Raw genomic sequence first — 21,130 nt, forward strand, 5'->3', positions numbered from 1 at the left:
TATCTGCTCTGGTAATTAGCACTGGATCTAAATCTCTCACGCAACCTCCACCTACCACCAGCTACGCCATTTCGTTCAACCCGGTGAAAAATCATTAAGTGTTACCTGTTACAGTTTTCTTAAAAAAGTGCGACACGGTCCCTACTAACATGTGGCACTTTTTACGGGAAAGCGCCACATGTTTCACCAGCGCCTCTAAAGCGCATTGTCGCCTGCCCCCATCTAAAGGATTTTGTTCGATTGTGCTGGTGGAGGGTGGGCCATCACTAGAAGTGTAGGAGGTGAGATTTGCAAAGGTAATACTGAGTGGTACGCACCGCTTATGGGTACTTTTGCTGCGTACCAGACTGCGTACTGCGAACCAGAATGCTGGGGGATGTATAACAGCTTTTTACGCTCAGGTTTTCCAGCTTATAATCCGTCAAGGCAGTCTAGTATCCACGATCCACGACAGGCGATATGAGCCTTCTTTGCAATTGGCCACATTGATATCCGAGTGGCTATTTTCTCTGCGTCAATAACGTTATGCTTCTGGAAAACATTCAAGGATATGAAATGAACAGATTATCAATCTTTGCTGTTTCCATAATCGCTGGATTCAGCTTCTGTAAAAGTGCGGCTTCTGCTCCTACTGCGGACACCATCATGATGGCCTGTGCGGCTATTACAGCAAGTGCCCATGATAAGCTTGACGCAAATGTGGAAAGAATCGCGGGAAGCACTTTCAACGATAAAGTGATGGATGATTGCGAATGGCTGATAGAAGGGGCGAACGGCGACCCCAAATTAGCTTCGCATGGGTATAAAAAAATAGTTAAGCATTATGAAGACTGGGTAAATAAGAACATCTCCAGCCCATTAACAACCGATACGCAAAGATACATTTTTACCAACCTGTTAAACGAATACAAGCAAGCTATGTCAGAAGTGGTTCGTGCTGCTGGTGACTATAAATATCTACAACAGCAAGCTGATGTAACAAAGAGGGGCATGGGTGTCCCGCTGGATAAAAAATAATTCGCTCTCATTATCAATGATGAGATTTATTAGCACGCCACCCAACCCACCAGCTTATCAATTGACGCTGCTTGAAAATGCCTGATTCGTTGATGCGCGTCGATTCATCTCTTTAAACCCTTCAGCTAGCTTTGAGGCTTGGTCGGTGGTCGCGCTAACCTTTACCTCTCCTATGTTTTGGCTGTTGTAGTTGTTCACAACACTCTGCGCATAGGATTGGTTGGAAGAGCCATTGGCCAGCCTGGCTTGCGTAGCATAGTAGTCACGATATCTATCTGTGCCAATCGAGTTATTTGCATCGCTCAGCCCCATTGCTGTACGAATTTTACCCGTATAATCCCTAGTTTCTTTTGGTAATTTTGCTGGGTCGCTTCCGTTGGCGATCCACTTGTCAACATTCCCCATCCCCCAGTTATAAGCCATTAAAGCGTTATCAAGGTTACCGTCATATTTCTTTAATAGCTTACTCATGTAGATTTGTGCTGCCGCTCGTGATTTTTCAGGATCAAGTCGGTCGTCAACTTGGTCATCAACACGCAAGCCCATCTCTCTGCCTGTATCAGCCATAAACTGATACTCACCGACAGCACCTTTATGACTATATAGTTTCGCTCCATCACTAGATTCTACCTTTCTGATGGCATCAAGTAGTGTTTCAGTAGCCCCGGGGATATCCCACTGAATATTATCCCCCATCACGGTGCCGGGCTTACGACCATAATCAGTATCAAACCCAATAGCTCTTGCAGCATCACCGATATTTCGCTTTGTATAGCTTAATGATGATTCAGCACTGTCCTTAATGTTGTCCTGGTCGTTATAAAGGTATGTGCCATACGCAACCAAACCAGCCAACCAAGGAGGAATGCCAGCTCCTGTTACCTTGCTTCCCACATAAGCAGCAGCCAGAAGCTTGAGAGCATTTTCAGCACCACCTACGGCCTCGGTAAATCGCTTAGCGGTCTTACCAGCATCATCAAAGAAACCGATAATGTTGCCGTGGTTCTTCTCAATCCATGAGCCAAACGCTTTCATTCCGTTAACGACATCAGGGGCAAAGGCGATCGCTAAATCTGTTTTCAGTCGCGTGAACTGTGAATCCAGTTGCCCAAGTGTAACAGCTACTCTTTCCTGCTCCCTGACCTGCTGGGCGGTGATGTTCGACTTCTTCGTTTCAGAATCGACCAGAGACTTTAGCTCTCCAGATTTAATCTTGGCTGCGTCTGTCGGGTCGAATCCGGCTGCCGCCATCACCTGCATCAGGTTTTCCTGAGAATGGGATTTGCCGTAGCGGGTAAACTCCCCCAGCGCCTTGTTAGGGTCGCCAAGGTTATTGATGTTCAGGCCGGTACGCGCACCCAACACCATCAGGTTTTGCGCCGCGCCGGTGAGCCCACCAAAGATTGTCGGATCTTTGATGTTAGCCAGCGCCATACGTGCGTTACCGGAAGCGCCGATGAACGAGTCAGCATTAAGGCCCGCCTGCTGGAATCCACGGCGGACACCGAATAACTTATTCACATCAGTACCGAAATACTTGGCCTGATTGCTGGCTCGGACAATTTCGTTTGATGTTGAGGTGAATAATTGTTTGATGCCGTAAAGCCCGGCACTTAGCCCAAGAAAGCTGGCAGCGGCTGCCATAACGTTGCGTGTAGCGGAGGCGGCGGATTTACCGAATTTCTCGAGTTCTTCCCGCTGTTTTTTTAGTTCTTTATCTCGCTCTTTTTCCGAGCGGGACAACTCCTGGTTTAGTTTTCTGACTTCATCCTGTACCTTTCGCTTTCCATGCAGGAACTCATCTGTTTTTACTGTGACCTTGTAGGCCAACTCGTTAATAATCATGCGGACACCTTCATTTTTGCGTGCATCGCCAGTGCGTTATCCACCAGCCCACGAGCGATTTCATGAATAGAGGGCGCAACCCCGAGCCCTGACTGTTTGCGCTGTTGCTCCTGAATATTTCGAATGGCCTGCAACTGCGCATCACTGAGCAATACAGGCTTGACGCTTTGTTTAGACATTTACCACCTCCTGATATTTATACAGTTATTTTAGTTGCAATAAATGAAACGATCACCATATTTATTGCAATTAATGAAAGAGTAAATTCGATCATTACCAGAAGGGGAATTGATTAACAGATAAGGAAACAGTCGTGCTTAATGGAGAGACTGAAATTTTTGACGACTCAAATCACATTTATGCGCCAGCGTTGCTTCTGGCGCGGCTTCTGCGTCGTTCTGGTTCTGAATCCGTCAAGAACAGTACAAATTTTGCAGGTGTTCAGGTGCGAACCTGTCTGCGAACCGACACCGCGAACCTTAGTGTAACCTTAGGGTTATTCTGTTTTGCTGGTGGTCTGACGCCGCTTTTCCTGCCAGCGGCGATAGCCTTCTAACTGCCTCGCTTTACCTTCCGGCGTTTTTGCTCCAGTGCTCATGCCTCCGTGTAATTTACAACGCCCGGATCCGTAGAGAGATGTCAGCTTGCACGGCGTTCCTTTGCGGGTTTTCGCTCCACAGGTCATGCCTCGGCATTCCTCCGGAAATGGCATTGTTCCAAATGGCGATTTAGCCCATTCCCGATAGCGCTTACGACGATGTTCATCAGCCATTTTTATCTCCGAATGTGAAGTTTTATCACCCTCTCATGAGGTAGGGGACGTAATCCCCTCCATGTGACGCTACCCACGCCCTTGTGAGCGGCCTTTACTGGCTGGAAGTCTGAAAGCATCTCCGTTCGGTTGAGCTATCCCCATGCGATGCTGTGTTTCTTTTGCGGCTTTGTGGAGATCGCCAAAGTCATCAACTTTGACCGGGGGTCGCTTTACCTTTTCGAGACACGCTTCACGGTGTCGCATTATCCATTCCCGATCGTCGTCGTCAGTGCATAGCTGCATAACTTCCATCCACCTTGCAGCCGCTCGACGGTAGAGTCCTTTTTCCTCCAGAGCCTCGGCTTTGCTATCACGTACTTCCGCCATCAATATATTTCCCTCAACGTTCACACTTAACTTTTTCGCATAATAAGCAGAAATAGTGTTGGTTCAGTTGGTTCAGTTGGTTCACTGCCCACCAGCCCGCGCCAACACTGGGTTTTGCTGAACCAACATCGGCGATTTTGTGTTGGTTCAGCGGGGCTATCTGTTGGTTCACTCCCAGCCAGGAAGAATGTCTCGACCTGCTAGTGTTGGTTCAATCAGGTCATTTGTTGGTTCAGTGTTGGTTCAAAATGAAAATAAAAAACCTTATAAAACAACGATAATTACAAATTGAACCAACTGAACTAACTGAACCAACACCTAAACTACGTATGTGAAAAATTATTCTTCTTGCTGGCTGTATTCCTCTGGCTGGTAACTCAAGACATACACGTTAAATTGCCGTCCCTGAATGCGTGGCGATTTCCTTTGGTATCCGCGCCCGCTGGTGGGCGGGTTGAGCATTCCTGAGCTTTTCAGGACTTCAGCAAACTGTTTAGCATTAAATCCCTTCGCGATTTCCTGCTCAAAAGCCGAGGGGAAAGTGTAGAAAATCATCGGGCTTTCCTCGTGCTCCCCTCTCTGTCGATACCCGGCAAGGTCTTTTATAGGCAGGTCTGCAGGGCTGTATGGGAATGGTGCGAACCGGCTCAACCCATACGCATTTAAAAACGCTTCCGTTTGCTCGATTATCTGCTGATGCTCTTTGTTACCTGTGCCGAACTCTCTTACCCATGCGTTATAACTGTGCTGTATCGCATCACGGCACGTCTGAGCGTCCCACCCGGTAACAACCTCGCCCAGCAATAAAGCGGCCTCCAGAATGGCAAAGCGAGCGCCTACACGGTGTACCTGTTCGCCATAGTCGGCAGGTATCAGACTGCGCCAGCGCTCCTCGCACTCACGGACAGTATCAATAGCCTGCTGCTGGTGGTCTGCCAGCCACTTAATCCACTCTCTCCCGGCTGCGCCGTGGTGGTGTTGATATGCGTCTTTCAGTGCGTCAGCATGCTGCTTGCCGTTCTGATGCTCATGAAAGCGCACCGCCTTACTCAACGGAATATTGAGCAGGCGAACCAGTTGGCCTGCTTTGGTTTTGCGTCCGGCGGTGGCGATGAAGGTCTCTAAATCCATCTCACCAGTACTGATGGCAACAGTACGCCAGCGTTTTAGATCCCGGTTCCCGCCGTCCTTAGCTCCCTGCAATTTACCCACGCCGTTAAACAGCGCATAGGCAGACTGTGACACGCTTATAGGGTCTGAACCCTGTCCAACTTCATCCAGTGGCATCAGCCCGTCATTGTGGGCGGCTGCTTCGTTTGCCAGCCCCAGCGCTGTGCCGTACCACGTCAGGCGGAGTAAGTCTGGATTGCCGTATAAGCTGCTTGCCACGTTCGCCGTAGTGGTCTTGCCCGCGCTCGATTGTTCATAAAAGTGGATCCCGAATCCATCCGCGCCCACCAGCCCGATTAACGGAGCTGCGAGAGCTGCGCCGATCCCGGTCATCATGGAATAGTTGCCGAAGGCCAGATGTGCCACACCATCCCGCCAACTACCAGTGGTACCCTGCACGGTATAACCGGCGGCGGCAGAGCTTCGCCCATTGAACAAAACGGGGTGCGCTGGCGTACCAATGATTTCCCCGTCTGGCATGATGTACGCCCCACATTGCCAGCCGGTAGCGTGAGTCACGCGCCACAAATCACGGGAACCACTGCGCTGTAGCCAGTCGGCCAGAATCGCCCGTAGGCTGCTTTTGGTTGTGACGTTCACCCCTCCAGCTTTCAGGGTGCGCCAGCCTTCACGCTCACCAATATCGGCCAGGGGGATTGCTGCGGTAGTCGGGATATCTGCGCCAAAGGCCAGCCAGCGAATAATCAGGTACTGATCTTTGTCGTCTCGCCCGGTGCCGATAACTTCCAGCGGTGAGCACAACCAGCTTTCATTGTTGATAATCTCCCCGCTGTCTTTATCCACCTTTGGAGATACGTAGAAAACGCCATCATCCCGGCTTTCAATTCGGGGTTTTAATGGGTCTTTATCACCCGGTTCACTTACCGTGTTCTTACCGTCATCAGGTAAATCCATTGCCGTAATCTTGCCGTTGTCGGGACAATTTCTTGTTGTGATCTTGTTGTCCTGAGTTTCCGCCTGCGGCTGATATGCAGATTCTTTAAAAGCTAATACAGACGCTTCCAGCCCGTTTTGCTGATGGTAGTCATTCCAGTCGGCTTTATTGCTTGTCGGAGGCAGCGATACCGATCCCGTTACTGATAAGGCCGCTTTTTCTGCAGCCTCCCTCCCTGTATTGGGTTGACCGTCTTCGTGGTGGTCGTTATCTGCAGCGATAATGATTTCTGCGTCCGGGAGTTTCCGGCGCATCACTTCCGCTACGGGGAGTAGGTTGCCAGCGTCGATTGCTGCCACTGTCAGCGCGTCAGGTCGCATCAGGTGAACAGACAATGCCGTTGCCAGCCCTTCGGCAATTAAAACGCTCTGCGGCGATTCTGGTGCGTTTACGGCGTGATATGCACCGCGCTTTGCAGAACCGGTCAGGAGTCGCTTTTCTCCCTTTGGCGTAATGGTCTGTGCGGCAGTTACAAAGCCGGATTCGTCCACCAGCGGCAATAAGATTGATCCATCGGTAAGAATGGGGAGGGTGAATCCACTCAGCCCCTTAGCAATAAGGTACTCAGATTCGCCCTGCGCGGCATTCTGACGCATCCCATCAAACAGACGGGTAAATGTCGCCCGGCGCTGCGTTGCGTCATTTTCTGCCCGCTGCTGGCGCTCCTGCTCACGTCGTTGGCTCTCAGTCTCCAGTTGCTTCCGCCTCTGGCTGGCTTTCACTTCGTCCTGTTCCTCTGCCCGGGAATCAATACCCAGCACACCAGCGGCAAGCTTCGCCGCTTCTGTGGTGTCGCAGTTGTTCACCTTCTTAATCAGGTCCAGGCCGTCGCCCGCACCGCACTGGTTGCAGATGTGAGCGCCGCGCCCGTTGTCGTCGAACCGGAAGCGATCCGTCCCGCCGCATGCGGGACATCCTGCGTGGCGGTGAGGCGAGTCGGGAACATCGATATTCAGGCCAGCCAGCACATGAGGCCAGTTGTTCGCTGCGGCGCTGGTCACTTCACGAATAAGGTCGATATTACGCATTATTTCCCCCTACCGTTGCGCCCATGTCGGCAGTCATGCTTGTCCATGCGCTGATCCCGTCATCCGTAATTCCCTCAGCATCAACGTACCGGGACAGATACGCGATCCCGATACTTTCCCATTGTGCTGCCGGATAATGCTCTTTGAGTGCTTCCAGTGCGTAACCATCAACAAGGTCACGTATCCCTTTGATACCGCCGATAACCTCCACGCGAACAGCCTCACCATTTGCGTCAATCATGAAATAATCACCGCCGCTGGTCGCTGTAATATGGTCATACAGCGCCGCCGCATACTGGTTAGCCAGCGCATTCAGTCGAAAGTTTTTAGTAATCATACTCTCTCCTCAGTGCGTCACTGGCGTTTCAGGCCAGCCGTTTACTTCCAGATCGTTAATAAAGTGATCGTGTAGCTCTGCCAGTACTTCACGCCCGAACGGCGTTAGCTCGCCCAGCTCAACATCCAGCATGGAGTGATAGAAAATAATTATATTCTCCGTCCCTTGCTCAATACCGTAACGCTCGAGCATGGCTCCCTCGATGTTGTTTGCCATCGCCAGTCTTTCAGCTGAGGGATATAGCGGAATTGTTGTATCTCCATTGGAATAAAGAGCTGCCCATGAGGTTGTACCGTCTAAATCAGTCACAATGGTTGTGCCGTTCTCGTGCTTCATTTCAGCAATGAATGCGGCAGCAATCAGCCAGCGCCACATCTCCAGATTGTGCTGTGCGGTGTAGTCGAACCATCCAACGTTGCCACCTTCTGCTACAGCAAGATGTATCGCGAAACCCTTATCCAGATTGTTGTCGTATTCGCCCACTACCAGACGCGCCACGGCGCACTCATAGCTGATCAACTCAACATGTTCAGAAATCCCGGCATCATTGCGGGTCATGATGTTCACTCCTTCCAGAGTGGCTTCTGCGCGATAGTTCATAGTCCTCTCCATCAGTGAATAGCCCGGTTATCAGGGAACGCGCCGGTAACAGCCATAGTGACAAAAGCATCCAAAAAGCCGGTGATTTGTCTCATGCCCTCGGCAGACAAAATCAAGCCACCATCCTCAGGGGAATTTGTCACCATTGCCCGGTAGGCTTCTGTGCAGGCAACCCTGCCCTCATCACCTCCCAAAATCTGCAGAAGCTGCGTTTCCACTAGGCACATAAGCGCATTGCGCACATTCCTCATCCTCAGAGGCACAGGGATCCCGCCACCTGCATAGGTGTAATATTTATCCTCACCCGGCGTGATGCTTTCTGACTCACAACCGTTTTTAGCAAGTTCACGGATGAACATGCCCGCCACCAGCCACCGCCACATAACAATCTGCTGGTCCATATCGGGATCTACCCAGCCACGCTGATGGGCCTCGTTTATTTCCTGTAAAGCCTGATAAGCATCAATCGGGCAGGAATCATATGTGCCGTTCTCAAACAAACTGATGACGTCCGAGTAGGCCTGCAGCTTCCCGTTGATAATTATTCCTTCAGGAATCGCTTTAATCTCATTCATGCCTTGTTCTCCCGGTAATCACGCATCACATAGTCCGCCAGCTGGCTTTCTGCCTCGCTCATCGCCTCTGGAACGCCATGCAGTAAAGTGAGAATTGAACCGATAAGGCGTGTTAATTCTGGATTTGGGCATTGTGGGGTTCTCTCCACCCACATAGATAAAACGGCCTGTGCCTGCTCAACCTGGCGGGTAGCATCAATAAGTTGTAACTGGCTCATGCTCTCCCCTCCGCATCAATACGGGCAATATCGATAATCGTCAGGATTTTGTTTAACCAGCAATTCAGTACTACCCCCTGTTCTTCGTCGAGTTCGGGAAGCAACTCCGTCATCACATGAGCCAGACCTGTACGGGCGCGGTTCATTCGTTCCACGGTACGCTCGGCGAGCGCGAATGATTCGGGGTAGGGATGTTCACGAGCTAGCATTTCTTCGGCATTCAGTTCCGCCGGGTGGCGATAGATTGCGTTGATATTCATGCTGCGACCTCCATTTCCTGACTTATTTTTCTTTGCTGTACACAAATGATTTTTCCAACACTCCAGCCATTGCTCTGCGCTTCATGGTTCATTTTTTGGATTGCGTCACTGGGGCTGGTGGCGTTGCCATACCATGTCAATGGGATCGGTGCGCCCGCACGGTCGAAACAGTTAACTAACACACGGTACTTATTCATTCTTCACCCTCCAGAATTGCCAGCTCACAACGCGCCTCATTGACCAAACCAGAACACGCATCAATAGCGTCTGAAATATCGCAAGGCTCCATTTCTCCGGCTGCGTGGCGGACAGCAATCAGTACAGCGGAAGCCTGCTCAATGGATCTGAGGGCAATCGCAATGCTGCTTTTCAATGGTTTTTTACGCATGGCTCCCTCCGACAACTGGCAGGCGGGCAGCCAAAGAGAGAATGAAATGCGGGGCTAAGATGCTGCGTGCTTCGCGCTCAGTTTCAGCCTCAACAGACAGGCGGCATGGTTTGGCCTTTTTGTCGTGGCGGTTGATAGCGAGAAAACGCCATGTGAATTTTTTAAGGGTGTAAGAATCCCGCCCTTGCGGGTGTGTGGTACGATTGCTCATAGCTACCTCGATACTATTACTATCGGTGGTGGTTAGAAGCCCGATTGGTGTTAGCGCACCCTCGGGCTTTGCCGTTTTTACAGATTGGTATTGAATTACCGCAAACTGGTAGTTACCATCTGTATTGCCATTATAATACTGGTAACTACCAATGCAAGATGATAAGCAGAAAAAAGCGTTCGATCGCAAGGGGAGCACCATGAAGCACATTCGCTTTGAGGATGAACTACTTGAGCAAATCAACGCTGTTGCTGGACAAGGCAATTTCAGTTCTTGGGTTAAAGACTCATGCCGCGATAGGCTGCGGAAAGAAGGAATCAAACTTAAGGCTTGATTTTTTTCAGCAACATTGCAAAGGGTGGCCTTATGGCTGCCCTTTTTTATGGACTCCGAATACTCACCTTCTCGCGTAACGACCCCTAATAAATCTTCCAGCGCACGCGTATTTGTCGCGAAAGTCGATGTGGAACGGTTCACAACGGTAGCAATCCAGTTCATACCACCAGCCAGCAGGGGGAATTTATTCCCCACAATCAGCTTTTTAGAGGTGATTATTTCTTGGTTTAAAATGTCATCATTTGTCGTCATTCCCCGTGCGTGGATGTCAGGTTTTGTGAGGTTCAGGCTAAGTTTTGCTAAGCCATTAACCATAACAATTGATAACAGGCAGCCGTTCGCGACATTGGGTTTTATAAGGTTCTGCGGGTTAACATTTGCTAACAGGCCAGCCAGTGGAAAGCCCTTGTTCTGGACGGTAGCCATCATTGCGCTACCTCCCGGAATTCTTTGGTAAAGCGTTCCAGCGGCTGTACGCATGGTGAGTGATATCCGTCGCGGTAAAATGTAACTCGGTTAAAAATGACACTCTCAACCGTCACTATAGTGCCGTGTGCGTCCTTAAAGCGCTGCTGCGGGCGTGGGATGCTGGTGGCCTTAGTCATGAGCAACCTCCAGATGCTTTGCCATCCAGCGCTGTGACAGGCGGGTTAATTCCGCTTTGCGCTGATCAAACTCCATGCCCATATCGATCATCGTGATGTTGGTATTCTCAAGGTAAGCGAAGTGCTCTAGCTGCTCAGCGTTCATGCTGTCGCGTGGCTCACCCTCTACACCGTTTGTCTGCGCCCATTGCTTAGCTGTCAGGCCACCAAGAACAATGCGAGACAACATGTTGCTCTCATTGGTGTAGTGATGGCGCTGGGTGGCTTTACCTTGCTCCATTCGCGCCAATTCAAGCGCTTCACACATAGCGGTGAAACGACCAGCCGCATTGATGCGGGCTTTAAGATGCTGGCGATAACGGGAGGCAATCTCCGGTACGCTGCGCTGTAACTCCTCCTCGCACTGGATGAAGTAGCGGCGAACGGCTCGGCCTTGTTCGTTGCGCTCGAGCATTGCGATTTCTTTGGCGGTACTGATAGACAGCAGATAGTCCTTACCCGGTCTGCCTACAGTTACCGGGCTGCAAGCCGCGCCAGTAGGGCTTTTCCCCAATTTTGGGGAAATTGCCTTGTTAACGATGTAGTCACTGCCAATAGCAAAGCCATAATCAGTAATACGGTCGGTGATCCACGTTGAGAAATCTTTGCCAACACCGAGCGCTTTATGCAGATCTCTGGCGCTCACAATATTGGTTTGACGCCCGCCAATCAGACCTGAATTAACCGGCACAATGGCGGCAAAGTCGTTATTGATAATTACGCCCAGGCCTACGTTAGATTGTGGGGCGGCCTCCGAAGTGAATCGGCTTTTTTCGAGTTTCATATTTCAGACTCCGTTATGCGGCGGTGAATGCGTCCGGGTAGAGGTTGAGGATGTCGGTTATTTCAGGCTGAGTAAGTCCCTGATAACCACCTGCGGCAGCGTTGTTGTTAACCAACTGGATCACTCGCATCACATCACCACGGCTTACAAAGCGGTAGCGTAGGTGTGCGCCAATGCCATCCGGGTTTTTCTCATCGATACGCTCAAGCTGAATATCGAGGCGGCGCTCGATTTCAGACGCATAGTTGCGGCCAGATGAAAGACGGCAGTAGCGAAGAATATCGTTCTCTGTCCATCCCTCTACACCGGTGCGCAGCATATAGACGCGGGCACGATGCTTTTTCGGCGTGCGCTTCATCTGTTGAATAGAGTGGGCTGGTGGCGTAACATCGGATCCGCGAATATCAGAGTTAGCCGCCTGCTGTACTGGGCGGTTTTTCTTTTCCATTACGCCACCTCCCCGCGGCGTTCTGCCAGCCAGTTATGAATCTCTACCGCGTCAAATGCGGTGATCTTTTCACCTAGTTTTACCGGGCGAGGAAGTGAGCCGTCACGTACTTTGCGGTCGATAGTAGATACGCTAACGCCCAGCAATTCAGCTAAGCGAAAGCGTCGTATATAACCTTTGGTGGGGATGGTCTCTATGTTCATGCTTCTCGTAACCTCTTTTTGATTCTTGTTGAGTTGTTACGAGATACGATAGGCACAACTGATTGTAATGTATCGGAGTTATCAGAAAACTCCCCGGAATTATCATAATTCCGTTATCGACTGATTCCTCCTCTCCGCAACCATTCAATCAGCGGCTTATCATCATCCGGGAATGGTAGTCCATTAACTTTATTGTTGGCTTTAGCTCTCAGCTGTGAAACGCTGCCGACTAGATCATCATCGGTTAAGCCAATGCCTTTAAGTAAGGCGACAATAAGCTCTGCCTGTTTTGCTGTTGTTCTGACTGGTTTCTCTATCATTGTTTCAGGTGATTGAGGTTGGCTAACCCCTCCATTTATGAGATTTGGTATATCCCTCCCAATAGAGTTGTATACTTTTTCAATCTGACACCTGGTAACAAAAATATCGTTTGCCGTGATGGTTGCAATCGGTTTGACTTCTGCTTCATTTAGCAAGCCAGATGAGTAAAGGTGTTCTGTTAATGGATGAGCCATAACCACGTAGTCATCACTGTCAAAATCATCAGCGCTTAATGGAACATCTGCTTCTTTAAATGAGAGGTTGAAAGCTGTGAATGAGATTTCTTCATTATTTTTTAAGGCGCCGAAAAATGAAGAAGGCAGGTAACCTATTGATAATGCCCAAAGTCCGGAAAGATATAAAATTGGTTTCCTTAACCCAGGAATGTCTTTGTTTTGATAAAACCGCTTAACTCGAACGGTTGATGCTGGATTCATATCAAATTCAGCTTTCGGCATAAACAGGCTTAAAGGTGATTTGTTTGTGTATTTTGTCATCAGTTTAGGAGGAAACTTTTCCTCCCATTCATTTGATTCTTCCCAAGGGCCAAGTGTAAATAGCGCCGCTTCAAAATCATGAAGTGATAAACAAATTTCAATAGCGCCAATTTGAATAAAATGAATTAAATCATTTAGATGGCAATTGAGCAGATCTGCGGCTCTTGGCAGAGTGCAAAATTCTAATGCAGGAATATTGTTACGTTTCCATACATTTACATCATTTTGGCTATCGTTTTTCCTTGTCATCGCGTCACCTTTCGCGCCATGCCTTAATGAGCGATTGAGTCAGGCGGTAAGGCCTCCGCTTTTCACCCCGTCGGGCTAGGCTCAATCTATCCGTTTACTTCACTATTCTGATTGGTGTTACGTTGTAATCTTCACCACTGTCTAAGGCCACCAGCAGATCGGCCCATTGTGCCAGCGCTGCTTTGCGTTCATCAAAATACTGGTGCCGGTTATAGATACCCTCTACGCCTTTGATACGGTGATTTAGACATCTTTCTGCGACTACCGGGTCAATACCCAATGCCGCTAAATGTGTACGAGCTGTACGACGGAAGTCGTGAATGGTGAAGTTCGGCACGTCCGGCATTTCTGCACGTACCTTTGCCAGCGCCACGGGCAGAGTGCTTTCCTGAATGTGTGGAATCATCCTGTTTTGCATCTTTCTGGCTGGCAATACCCATGAACTGTTGCATGAGAACGTGTAAAGCTCTCTTAGCCATTCAACTGCTGGTGGTGCCAGCGGAATATCTATAGCGTCCCCGTTTTTACTGCGTTCTTCTGGTAAGTGCCAGATGCCTTTGTCCAGGTCGAACTCTTCCCAGCGGGCGGCGCATAACTCCATTTTACGAACGCATAGGGCTAACAATAGTTTGAAAGTGATCTCATTCTGTCGACTGAATCCCTTTGCGGTGCGCATGGCCCTAAATAGCTGGATTAGCTCATCACGGGTTAACCAGCGGTCACGGCTAACTTCCTTCCCACCAGCGTCCGAAACCTCAAATGCGGAACATGGGTTAATCTCCAGAGCGTGCCGTTTGATTCCGTAGTCGAATATGCGGCGCGTCCAGCGTAGAACGTCTGTCGCTATGGTCGGTGCTCCACGGTCTACTATCGCTTTGAGCATGTCATCAATATGGCGCGGCTTTACGTCCTCCACCTTCATTCGCCCGATGTGGGGATTTATATCCTTGTCTATTCGGCGGCGTAGTATGTCGGGGTGCTTCCAGCGAGGCAGTATTTGGCGTTCAAAGTATTCGGCGGCAAGATCTGAAACGCGCATGGCGTTTTTTTCTGCTTCCATCTTCGCCAAGGCCTTGGCTTTCCGTTCCTGTTTTTCTCCTGCCACGTCATAGCCAAGCGCAACGCGGGCGGCTAGTTCTTTGGCGGTCTCTCTGGCTTTAGATAGTGAGAGCTCGGCATAGGAGCCAATAACCATAGCCCGTTGCTTACCAGCGAACTTATAGCGAAATCTCCAGCTTGGGGATTGGTCTACCTGTCGGTATCGGAGGTATAGCCCACCACCATCAGCGCGTCCTTCGAAGCGTTCTCCGGCTTTTATCCACGCACGGATCTGCATGTCTGTCAGTTTTGGCATTTTGCGAATATCCAAACTTTGAATAGAGGGTGTACCCAAAGTGATGTACACAAAACTCGTTGGGTACACCTTTGGGTACACCTTAACTATGCGCTTTGTTGCGTCTTTATGATAGCCCATAATAACAAAAAGCCCGGCTAAATGCGGGCTTTGCTGGTTCTTTGCGTCTTTGTGATAGTTCTTAAATATTTACTCGATATTCTGGATCTGCTCGCGCATTTGCTCAATCAGAACCTTAAGTTCAATCGCTGAGTTGGTTACTTCGGCATTGATCGACTTAGACGCCAGGGTGTTCGACTCGCGGTTGAACTCCTGCATCATAAAGTCCAGACGGCGGCCCACAGCTTCCTTCTTCTTCAGGATGTTGTAGGTCTCTTTAACGTGCGCTTCCAGACGATCCAGCTCTTCAGCTACGTCAACGCGCTGCGCCATCAGCACCAGCTCTTGTTCCAGACGGTTATTTTCCAGCTGAACTTCGGCTTCTTCCAGTTTGGCGACCAGGCGCTCGCGCTGCCATTGCAGCACTTCCGGCATATGGGTGCGCACTTTCGCTACTTCAGTGCTAACGCCTTCAAGACGCTGCTCAATCATCGCCTTCAGTGCCTGACCTTCGGTTTCGCGGGCAACGATAAAGTCATCCAGGGTGCTGTCAAGGGCACTGAGAATTTCAGCGGCAATGGCATCCAGGTCCTGCTCACCGGCGGCCATGACGCCTGGCCAGCGCAGAATATCAACCGGGTTGATTTCGCCTTCATCGCTCTGCATTTTGACCCAGTTCGCTGCATTAACGAGCTGTTTTGCCAGTTTTTCGTTGAGGATCAGTTCGCCCTGCGCACTGGCATCAGGCTCAAAACGCAGGTTACATTCCACTTTACCGCGCGTCAGACGCGTACGGATACGCTCACGTACGACGGGCTCAAGGCTGCGGAACTGCTCCGGCATACGGAAATAGGTTTCCAGATAGCGCTGGTTTACCGAGCGCATTTCCCAGGTAGCGCTACCCCAGCTACCCTTGATTTCACGCCGGGCGTAGGCGGTCATACTGCGGATCATAGATATTCCCGTTTTTAAAGGAGAGATGGGGGGATTATAGCTTTCGGGGGCTTCTCAGGATAGGAATAAGCGTCCTTTATCCGTATAATGCGCAGCCACATTCGTTTCAAGCCGGAGAATTCATCATGCGTCCAGCAGGTCGTAGCGCCAATCAGGTGCGTCCCGTCACCCTGACCCGTAACTATACAAAACACGCTGAAGGCTCCGTGCTGGTTGAGTTTGGTGACACCAAAGTACTGTGTACTGCATCTATTGAAGAAGGTGTTCCGCGCTTTCTGAAAGGTCAGGGCCAGGGCTGGATCACGGCTGAATATGGCATGCTGCCGCGTGCGACCCATACCCGTAATGCCCGCGAAGCGGCAAAGGGTAAGCAAGGCGGCCGTACCATGGAGATTCAGCGTCTGATCGCGCGTGCGCTGCGCGCCGCCGTTGATCTGAAAACGCTCGGTGAATACACCATTACCCTTGACTGTGATGTGATTCAGGCAGACGGCGGTACGCGTACGGCGTCGATTACTGGTGCCTGCGTAGCGCTGGCCGATGCCCTGAATAAACTGGTTGCAGCCGGTAAGCTGAAAACCAATCCAATGAAAGGGATGGTTGCAGCCGTTTCCGTGGGTATCGTTAACGGCGAAGCGCTTTGCGATCTGGAATACGTGGAAGATTCCGCTGCCGAGACGGACATGAACGTGGTGATGACCGAAGACGGTCGCATCATTGAGGTGCAGGGCACTGCAGAAGGTGAGCCATTCACCCATGAAGAACTTCTTACCTTGCTGGCTCTGGCCCGAGGGGGAATCGAATCTATTGTAACGACGCAGAAAGCGGCGTTAGAAAATTGATTTTAAAGGCGACCAATGAGTCGCCTTTTTTTTGCCTGTAAGACAGAAAAACCAAAGGAGCAAATCCATGAAATCGTATCAGCGCCAGTTTATTGAGTTTGCGCTTAACAAGCAGGTACTTAAGTTTGGCGAATTTACGCTGAAATCCGGGCGTAAGAGCCCCTATTTCTTCAACGCCGGGCAGTTTAATACCGGGCGCGATCTGGCATTGTTAGGCCGTTTCTATGCCGAAGCGCTGGTGGATTCCGGGATTGATTTTGACCTGCTGTTTGGCCCGGCCTATAAAGGCATTCCGATTGCGACCACCACAGCGGTGGCGCTGGCAGAACATCACGACCGCGACGTGCCATACTGCTTTAACCGCAAAGAGGCCAAAACCCACGGTGAAGGTGGAAATCTGGTCGGCAGCGCGTTGCAGGGCCGCGTCATGCTGGTCGACGATGTAATCACTGCAGGCACAGCAATTCGTGAATCTATGGAAATTATCCAGGCCAATGGCGCGACGCTTGCAGGCGTGCTGATTTCTCTGGATCGTCAGGAACGTGGTCGCGGAGAGATCTCTGCCATTCAGGAGGTGGAGCGCGATTACAACTGTAAAGTGACGTCGATTATCACCCTGAAAGATCTGATTGCGTATCTGGAAGAGAAGCCTGAGATGGCGGACCATCTTGCAGCGGTACGCGCATATCGAGAAGAGTTTGGCGTGTAATGTTATTGCCCGGAAGCGCTACGCTTACCGGGCCTACGGCGTTACTGCAATTGGGTAGCCACTAACGGCCAGCGGGCGTCAAAATCGTCCGTTGGACGGTATTTGAATTCGCTACGTACAAATCGGGAGAGCATCCCTTCGCAAAACGCCAGAATCTGGCTTGCCAGCAGCGTCTCATCAGTATTGTAACCTTCCCCTTCACGCATTTTCTTCTCACGCAGAACCTGGCGCAGTTGCGCTTCAATACGCTCGAAAAGCTGGTTAATGCGGCCCTGCAGTCTGTCCTGCTCAAACATCAGTGCGTGACCGGTCAGGATACGGGTTAAGCCCGGATTGCGTTCACCAAAGCCAAGGATTAACAGCACAATCAGACGCAGACGCGCGGTGGTGTCTTTTTCGTCTTTCAGAATCAGGTTGATGCGCGTGATCAGGCTGTCTTCGATAAACTCGATCAGGCTGTCGAACATCCGGGTTTTGCTGGGAAAATGACGATATAGCGCCGCCTCAGACACGCCTACAGAAGCGGCCAGTTTCGCGGTGGTGATGCGTTGACTGCCATCGCTGGATTCAAGCATCAGAGCCAGAGATTGAAGTATTTCTTCGCGACGATTCCTTTTCGCGGTTTGTTTTTCTGCCATGTTACAAAATACCCCTGAAAATAAGCACTTGCCAGGCTGGCATCCACACAGCGACCGCAAACTGAGGCTTGCGGTTTGTTATTGCATTATGGCGCTGTGGGACGCGTATTTATTGGGCGATTATTTACGCCCGGAATGGCCGAAGCCGCCTTCGCCACGGTCGGTGGCGTCAAAGTCTGCCACCAGGTTAAATTCTGCCTGTACCACCGGTACGAAGACCATCTGCGCAATACGCTCGCCAGGTTCAATGGTGAAGCTGTCCTGACCACGGTTCCAGACGGAGACCATCAGTTGACCCTGGTAGTCGGAGTCGATCAGGCCAACCAGGTTACCCAGCACAACGCCATGCTTATGGCCCAGGCCAGAACGTGGCAGGATCACTGCGGCGAGTGATGGGTCAGCAATGTGGATCGCCAGACCCGTCGGGATCAGAGTAGTGGCACCCGGAGCCAGTTCTACGGCGTCATCGAGACAGGCTCGCAGGTCAAGTCCGGCAGAGCCGGAGGTGGCATAGGTTGGCAGCGGAAATTGCTCGCCAACACGCGGGTCCAGAATCTTAACGTCGATTTTTTTCATCATAACGGGTAACGATCTCGTCCAGTAATTGTTGGCCCAGGAGTTCCTTGCGCTCAAGCGGTAAGACTTTATCTCCATCCTGCCAGAAAAGGTGCAGTGCGTTGCTGTCGCTGTTAAATCCTTGCGTGGCCAGCGATACGTCGTTCGCGCAAATCAAATCGAGGTTTTTGCGGGTACGTTTTTGCCGGGCATATTCTTCCACATTATTTGTTTCTGCGGCAAACCCAACAACGTAAGGTCGATGGCTTTTTAGTGCGGCGACACCGGCAACGATATCCGGGTTTTTCACCATTTTTATTGTTAATTCATCACCTTGCTTTTTGATTTTAGCCTCGGCGATGGTCTCGGCGCGATAATCTGCGACGGCCGCACAGCCGATAAAAATCTGTTGGTTTTGCGCATGTGCTTGTACTGCGGCTTCCATTTCCAGCGCGGTAGTCACATCAATGCGCTGAACAAACGGCGGTGTAGGTAATGAGACCGGGCCGCTCACCAGCGTAACGTTTGCACCGCGCTTTGCTGCCGCTGCCGCAATCGCAAAGCCCATTTTACCGGAGCTGTGGTTAGTGATGTAACGCACCGGATCCAGCGGTTCACGCGTTGGGCCCGCGGTAATCATGATGTTGAGATGTTGCAGATCGTTGACAGGGGAAAAATGGGCTGCAGCCATATCAACAATAGTCAGCGGGTCGAGCATACGTCCTGGGCCGATATCGCCACAGGCCTGACTGCCGCTATCCGGTCCCCAAATTAACAGGCCACGAGCGGCCAGCGTCTCCAGATTATGCTGGGTGGCGGCATTGCGATACATCTGCTGGTTCATCGCGGGTACGACGGCGACGGGGGCAGGCGTGGCCAGGCAAATGGTTGAGACCAGGTCATTTGCCATGCCGGCCGCCACACGAGCGATTAAATCTGCCGTGGCAGGGGCAAGAATAACCAGGTCAGCCCATTTCCCAAGCTCAATATGGCCCATCGCAGCTTCGGCTGCCGGATCAAGCAGGCTGTCAGATACCGGGTATCCTGAAACGGCCTGCAGGCTCAATGGAGTGATAAAGGCTTTACCGCCTTCGGTGATCGCGACCCGCACATCGGCTCCACGCTCACGCAGACGACGCACCAGTTCTGGCGCTTTATAAGCAGCAATACCGCCGCTCACGCCAAGAACGATTTTTTTACCGGCCAGGCTCATCATGATTCTTTCCTGTTGGGGTTCACCAGAGAGCGGGCATTTTATCACAATCCCTAATAGGGGGTGATTTTGTCCTTCGGACACTTTGCGAGGCGTTACGCAAGACTGCAACGTCGCCGTCGAGCGCCTGTCTGGCTTGTGGCAGCATGAGAGGAAAAGGGAGAACGAGCATGGAAGAAGAGGATGAGCAGTTGCTGCCGCGCGAAAAACTGCTGCGTTATGGAGTAACCCTGTTAAAAGACGATGAGCTCCTGGCGCTCTTTTTACGTACCGGCACGCCCGGAAAAACGGTATTTACGCTGGCAAAAGAGCTGATAGGGCATTTTGGTTCACTGTATGGCTTGTTGACTGCCGATCTGGCCCAGTTTAAGCACGTCGAGGGGATCGGCGTGGCGAAATATGCCCAGTTGAGGGGCATTGCCGAGCTTGCACGGCGTTTTTACAATGTCCGTATGGAAGAAGAGGATCCGGTTCTGACGCCAGAAGGCGCACGTGAATTCCTGCAAAGCCAACTGGCGGATGCGGAGCGCGAGATCTTTATGGTGATCTTTCTCGACAACAGAAACCGGATACTGAAACATAGCCACCTCTTTTCGGGCACGTTGAGCCACGTTGAGGTACATCCGCGTGAAATTGTGCGCGAAGCGATAAAAGTGAATGCAGCCGGCGTGATCCTCGCGCATAATCACCCCTCTGGCTGTGCACAACCGAGCAGAGCTGACAAAGAAATTACCGAACGCATTATCAAATGCTGTCAATTCATGGACATTCGTGTGCTGGACCATCTGATAATTGGCCGCGGAGAGTACATTTCTTTTGCAGAACATGGCTGGATTTAGGCTATTTCTCGCGATCCATCGGGATCTTTGTCTGTTCGGGACTTGAGCACACCGCCGAGTCAGCGTATACTACGCCACCTTTGAGAATCTCGGGTTTGGCATTTGGGCCTGGCAATCGAGAGTTCACTTAGAACTATGCGATGACCGGGCTGTAAAGCCTGACGAGGCGCCGATACCCCATACGAAGCTCGAGCTAATTTGATTTTTGGAGAATAGACATGTCCCGAGTCTGCCAAGTTACTGGCAAGCGTCCGGTGACCGGTAACAACCGTTCCCACGCACTGAACGCGACTAAACGCCGTTTCCTGCCGAACCTGCACTCTCACCGTTTCTGGGTTGAGAGCGAGAAGCGTTTTGTCACCCTGCGTGTATCTGCTAAAGGTATGCGTGTAATTGATAAGAAAGGCATCGATACAGTTCTGTCTGAACTGCGTGCCCGTGGCGAAAAGTACTAAGTACTTAAAGAGGAAATAAATCATGGCTAAAGGTATTCGCGAGAAAATCAAGCTGGTTTCTTCTGCTGGTACAGGTCACTTCTACACCACCACGAAGAACAAACGTACTAAGCCGGAAAAACTGGAACTGAAAAAATTCGATCCAGTTGTACGCCAGCACGTACTGTACAAAGAAGCTAAAATCAAATAATTTTAGTTTCCTTGTATTGAAAAACCCCGCAACTGCGGGGTTTTTTGCATTCTGT

Annotated in this window: 30 protein-coding genes; 7 read left to right on the forward strand and 23 right to left on the reverse strand. The window is 50.8% G+C overall.

The window, feature by feature from the left end:
- Nucleotides 1-555: 555 nt before the first annotated feature.
- Complete coding sequence (locus tag AAHF05_RS00410) at nucleotides 556-1,017, forward strand: hypothetical protein (RefSeq protein WP_061066851.1); 462 nt, start codon at nucleotides 556-558, stop codon at nucleotides 1,015-1,017.
- A 57-nt stretch (nucleotides 1,018-1,074) separates the two neighbouring features.
- Here AAHF05_RS00410 and AAHF05_RS00415 read toward each other — a convergent pair whose 3' ends face one another.
- The 13 genes from AAHF05_RS00415 to AAHF05_RS00475 all read right to left on the reverse strand — a co-directional run bounded on the left by AAHF05_RS00415 (nucleotide 1,075) and on the right by AAHF05_RS00475 (nucleotide 9,955).
- Nucleotides 1,075-2,862: a lytic transglycosylase domain-containing protein gene (locus AAHF05_RS00415; protein WP_061066850.1), complete on the reverse strand. Its 1,788-nt coding sequence runs from the start codon at nucleotides 2,860-2,862 to the stop codon at nucleotides 1,075-1,077.
- Nucleotides 2,859-3,041 carry a hypothetical protein gene (locus AAHF05_RS00420; protein ID WP_061066849.1) on the reverse strand — a complete coding sequence of 61 codons (183 nt, stop codon included), beginning with the start codon at nucleotides 3,039-3,041 and terminating at the stop codon, nucleotides 2,859-2,861. The genes AAHF05_RS00415 and AAHF05_RS00420 overlap by 4 nt, the downstream gene beginning before the upstream one ends.
- 317 nt (nucleotides 3,042-3,358) lie before the next feature.
- Entirely contained in the window at nucleotides 3,359-3,634 is a 276-nt protein-coding gene (locus tag AAHF05_RS00425) for an HGGxSTG domain-containing protein (RefSeq protein WP_200008102.1), read from the reverse strand.
- 69 nt (nucleotides 3,635-3,703) lie between these two features.
- Nucleotides 3,704-4,003 (reverse strand): PerC family transcriptional regulator, encoded by a 300-nt coding sequence (locus tag AAHF05_RS00430; RefSeq protein WP_104445827.1) that lies wholly within the window; start codon nucleotides 4,001-4,003, stop codon nucleotides 3,704-3,706.
- 339 nt (nucleotides 4,004-4,342) lie between these two features.
- Entirely contained in the window at nucleotides 4,343-7,156 is a 2,814-nt protein-coding gene (locus AAHF05_RS00435) for a TOPRIM and DUF927 domain-containing protein (RefSeq protein WP_061066848.1), read from the reverse strand.
- Nucleotides 7,149-7,493, reverse strand: coding sequence for a hypothetical protein (locus tag AAHF05_RS00440; RefSeq protein ID WP_061066847.1), 345 nt, complete (start codon nucleotides 7,491-7,493; stop codon nucleotides 7,149-7,151). The genes AAHF05_RS00435 and AAHF05_RS00440 overlap by 8 nt, the downstream gene beginning before the upstream one ends.
- Nucleotides 7,494-7,502: 9 nt before the next feature.
- On the reverse strand, nucleotides 7,503-8,105 hold the full coding sequence (locus AAHF05_RS00445; protein ID WP_374936423.1) for a hypothetical protein: 603 nt from the start codon (nucleotides 8,103-8,105) through the stop codon (nucleotides 7,503-7,505).
- Nucleotides 8,105-8,668, reverse strand: coding sequence for a hypothetical protein (locus tag AAHF05_RS00450; RefSeq protein ID WP_079938911.1), 564 nt, complete (start codon nucleotides 8,666-8,668; stop codon nucleotides 8,105-8,107). The genes AAHF05_RS00445 and AAHF05_RS00450 overlap by 1 nt, the downstream gene beginning before the upstream one ends.
- Complete coding sequence (locus tag AAHF05_RS00455; RefSeq protein ID WP_129324347.1) at nucleotides 8,665-8,886, reverse strand: hypothetical protein; 222 nt, start codon at nucleotides 8,884-8,886, stop codon at nucleotides 8,665-8,667. The genes AAHF05_RS00450 and AAHF05_RS00455 overlap by 4 nt, the downstream gene beginning before the upstream one ends.
- On the reverse strand, nucleotides 8,883-9,146 hold the full coding sequence (locus AAHF05_RS00460; protein WP_079938913.1) for a nicotinic acetylcholine receptor subunit beta: 264 nt from the start codon (nucleotides 9,144-9,146) through the stop codon (nucleotides 8,883-8,885). Before AAHF05_RS00460 ends, AAHF05_RS00455 begins: the two co-directional genes overlap by 4 nt.
- Nucleotides 9,143-9,343: a hypothetical protein gene (locus AAHF05_RS00465; RefSeq protein WP_129324346.1), complete on the reverse strand. Its 201-nt coding sequence runs from the start codon at nucleotides 9,341-9,343 to the stop codon at nucleotides 9,143-9,145. The genes AAHF05_RS00460 and AAHF05_RS00465 overlap by 4 nt, the downstream gene beginning before the upstream one ends.
- The gene (locus AAHF05_RS00470) at nucleotides 9,340-9,534 is read right to left on the reverse strand and encodes a hypothetical protein (protein WP_079938915.1); all 195 of its coding nucleotides are present in this window, start codon (nucleotides 9,532-9,534) and stop codon (nucleotides 9,340-9,342) included. Before AAHF05_RS00470 ends, AAHF05_RS00465 begins: the two co-directional genes overlap by 4 nt.
- Nucleotides 9,527-9,955: a host cell division inhibitor Icd-like protein gene (locus tag AAHF05_RS00475; RefSeq protein ID WP_315969850.1), complete on the reverse strand. Its 429-nt coding sequence runs from the start codon at nucleotides 9,953-9,955 to the stop codon at nucleotides 9,527-9,529. The genes AAHF05_RS00470 and AAHF05_RS00475 overlap by 8 nt, the downstream gene beginning before the upstream one ends.
- Here AAHF05_RS00475 and AAHF05_RS00480 point away from each other — a divergent pair.
- The gene (locus AAHF05_RS00480) at nucleotides 9,945-10,079 is read left to right on the forward strand and encodes a YlcI/YnfO family protein (protein WP_374936424.1); all 135 of its coding nucleotides are present in this window, start codon (nucleotides 9,945-9,947) and stop codon (nucleotides 10,077-10,079) included. The genes AAHF05_RS00475 and AAHF05_RS00480 overlap by 11 nt on opposite strands.
- A gap of 427 nt (nucleotides 10,080-10,506) precedes the next feature.
- Here AAHF05_RS00480 and AAHF05_RS00485 read toward each other — a convergent pair whose 3' ends face one another.
- The 7 genes from AAHF05_RS00485 to AAHF05_RS00515 form a co-directional block, all read right to left on the reverse strand.
- Nucleotides 10,507-10,686 carry a DUF4222 domain-containing protein gene (locus AAHF05_RS00485; protein ID WP_129324345.1) on the reverse strand — a complete coding sequence of 60 codons (180 nt, stop codon included), beginning with the start codon at nucleotides 10,684-10,686 and terminating at the stop codon, nucleotides 10,507-10,509.
- Nucleotides 10,679-11,509 (reverse strand): antA/AntB antirepressor family protein, encoded by an 831-nt coding sequence (locus AAHF05_RS00490; RefSeq protein ID WP_129324344.1) that lies wholly within the window; start codon nucleotides 11,507-11,509, stop codon nucleotides 10,679-10,681. The genes AAHF05_RS00485 and AAHF05_RS00490 overlap by 8 nt, the downstream gene beginning before the upstream one ends.
- A 13-nt stretch (nucleotides 11,510-11,522) precedes the next feature.
- Nucleotides 11,523-11,957, reverse strand: coding sequence for a hypothetical protein (locus AAHF05_RS00495; protein WP_129324343.1), 435 nt, complete (start codon nucleotides 11,955-11,957; stop codon nucleotides 11,523-11,525).
- A complete protein-coding gene (locus tag AAHF05_RS00500) occupies nucleotides 11,957-12,160 on the reverse strand; it encodes an AlpA family transcriptional regulator (protein WP_129324342.1) in 204 nt (67 codons plus the stop codon). The genes AAHF05_RS00495 and AAHF05_RS00500 overlap by 1 nt, the downstream gene beginning before the upstream one ends.
- A gap of 113 nt (nucleotides 12,161-12,273) precedes the next feature.
- Nucleotides 12,274-13,227, reverse strand: a complete 954-nt coding sequence (locus AAHF05_RS00505) for a hypothetical protein (RefSeq protein WP_002436690.1) — start codon at nucleotides 13,225-13,227, stop codon at nucleotides 12,274-12,276.
- Between the two features lie 94 nt (nucleotides 13,228-13,321).
- Nucleotides 13,322-14,581, reverse strand: a complete 1,260-nt coding sequence (locus AAHF05_RS00510; protein ID WP_129324390.1) for a site-specific integrase — start codon at nucleotides 14,579-14,581, stop codon at nucleotides 13,322-13,324.
- 189 nt (nucleotides 14,582-14,770) lie between these two features.
- Nucleotides 14,771-15,634, reverse strand: coding sequence for a YicC/YloC family endoribonuclease (locus AAHF05_RS00515; protein ID WP_028017852.1), 864 nt, complete (start codon nucleotides 15,632-15,634; stop codon nucleotides 14,771-14,773).
- Nucleotides 15,635-15,759: 125 nt separating this feature from the next.
- Between AAHF05_RS00515 and rph the strand changes: the two genes are divergently transcribed.
- The gene (gene rph / locus AAHF05_RS00520) at nucleotides 15,760-16,476 is read left to right on the forward strand and encodes a ribonuclease PH (protein WP_028017853.1); all 717 of its coding nucleotides are present in this window, start codon (nucleotides 15,760-15,762) and stop codon (nucleotides 16,474-16,476) included.
- A 67-nt stretch (nucleotides 16,477-16,543) separates the two neighbouring features.
- Nucleotides 16,544-17,185 carry an orotate phosphoribosyltransferase gene (gene pyrE, locus AAHF05_RS00525; protein ID WP_129324341.1) on the forward strand — a complete coding sequence of 214 codons (642 nt, stop codon included), beginning with the start codon at nucleotides 16,544-16,546 and terminating at the stop codon, nucleotides 17,183-17,185.
- A 41-nt stretch (nucleotides 17,186-17,226) separates the two neighbouring features.
- Here the strand turns inward: pyrE and slmA are convergent, their stop codons facing one another.
- From slmA to coaBC, 3 genes are all read right to left on the reverse strand, one after another.
- Entirely contained in the window at nucleotides 17,227-17,823 is a 597-nt protein-coding gene (slmA, locus tag AAHF05_RS00530; protein ID WP_108089320.1) for a nucleoid occlusion factor SlmA, read from the reverse strand.
- Between the two features lie 120 nt (nucleotides 17,824-17,943).
- Entirely contained in the window at nucleotides 17,944-18,402 is a 459-nt protein-coding gene (gene dut, locus AAHF05_RS00535) for a dUTP diphosphatase (RefSeq protein ID WP_015570042.1), read from the reverse strand.
- Nucleotides 18,380-19,591: a bifunctional phosphopantothenoylcysteine decarboxylase/phosphopantothenate--cysteine ligase CoaBC gene (gene coaBC / locus AAHF05_RS00540; protein WP_028017856.1), complete on the reverse strand. Its 1,212-nt coding sequence runs from the start codon at nucleotides 19,589-19,591 to the stop codon at nucleotides 18,380-18,382. The genes dut and coaBC overlap by 23 nt, the downstream gene beginning before the upstream one ends.
- A 170-nt stretch (nucleotides 19,592-19,761) precedes the next feature.
- Here coaBC and radC point away from each other — a divergent pair, with 170 nt between their 5' ends.
- From radC to rpmG, 3 genes are all read left to right on the forward strand, one after another.
- Nucleotides 19,762-20,430 carry a DNA repair protein RadC gene (gene radC / locus AAHF05_RS00545; protein ID WP_129324340.1) on the forward strand — a complete coding sequence of 223 codons (669 nt, stop codon included), beginning with the start codon at nucleotides 19,762-19,764 and terminating at the stop codon, nucleotides 20,428-20,430.
- 218 nt (nucleotides 20,431-20,648) lie between these two features.
- The gene (rpmB, locus tag AAHF05_RS00550) at nucleotides 20,649-20,885 is read left to right on the forward strand and encodes a 50S ribosomal protein L28 (protein ID WP_002436699.1); all 237 of its coding nucleotides are present in this window, start codon (nucleotides 20,649-20,651) and stop codon (nucleotides 20,883-20,885) included.
- A gap of 22 nt (nucleotides 20,886-20,907) precedes the next feature.
- The gene (gene rpmG, locus AAHF05_RS00555) at nucleotides 20,908-21,075 is read left to right on the forward strand and encodes a 50S ribosomal protein L33 (RefSeq protein WP_003024094.1); all 168 of its coding nucleotides are present in this window, start codon (nucleotides 20,908-20,910) and stop codon (nucleotides 21,073-21,075) included.
- Nucleotides 21,076-21,130: the final 55 nt, after the last annotated feature.

Origin of the sequence: Enterobacter adelaidei, assembly GCF_041937165.1 — a bacterium.
Classification (GTDB): Bacteria; Pseudomonadota; Gammaproteobacteria; order Enterobacterales; family Enterobacteriaceae; genus Enterobacter; species Enterobacter adelaidei.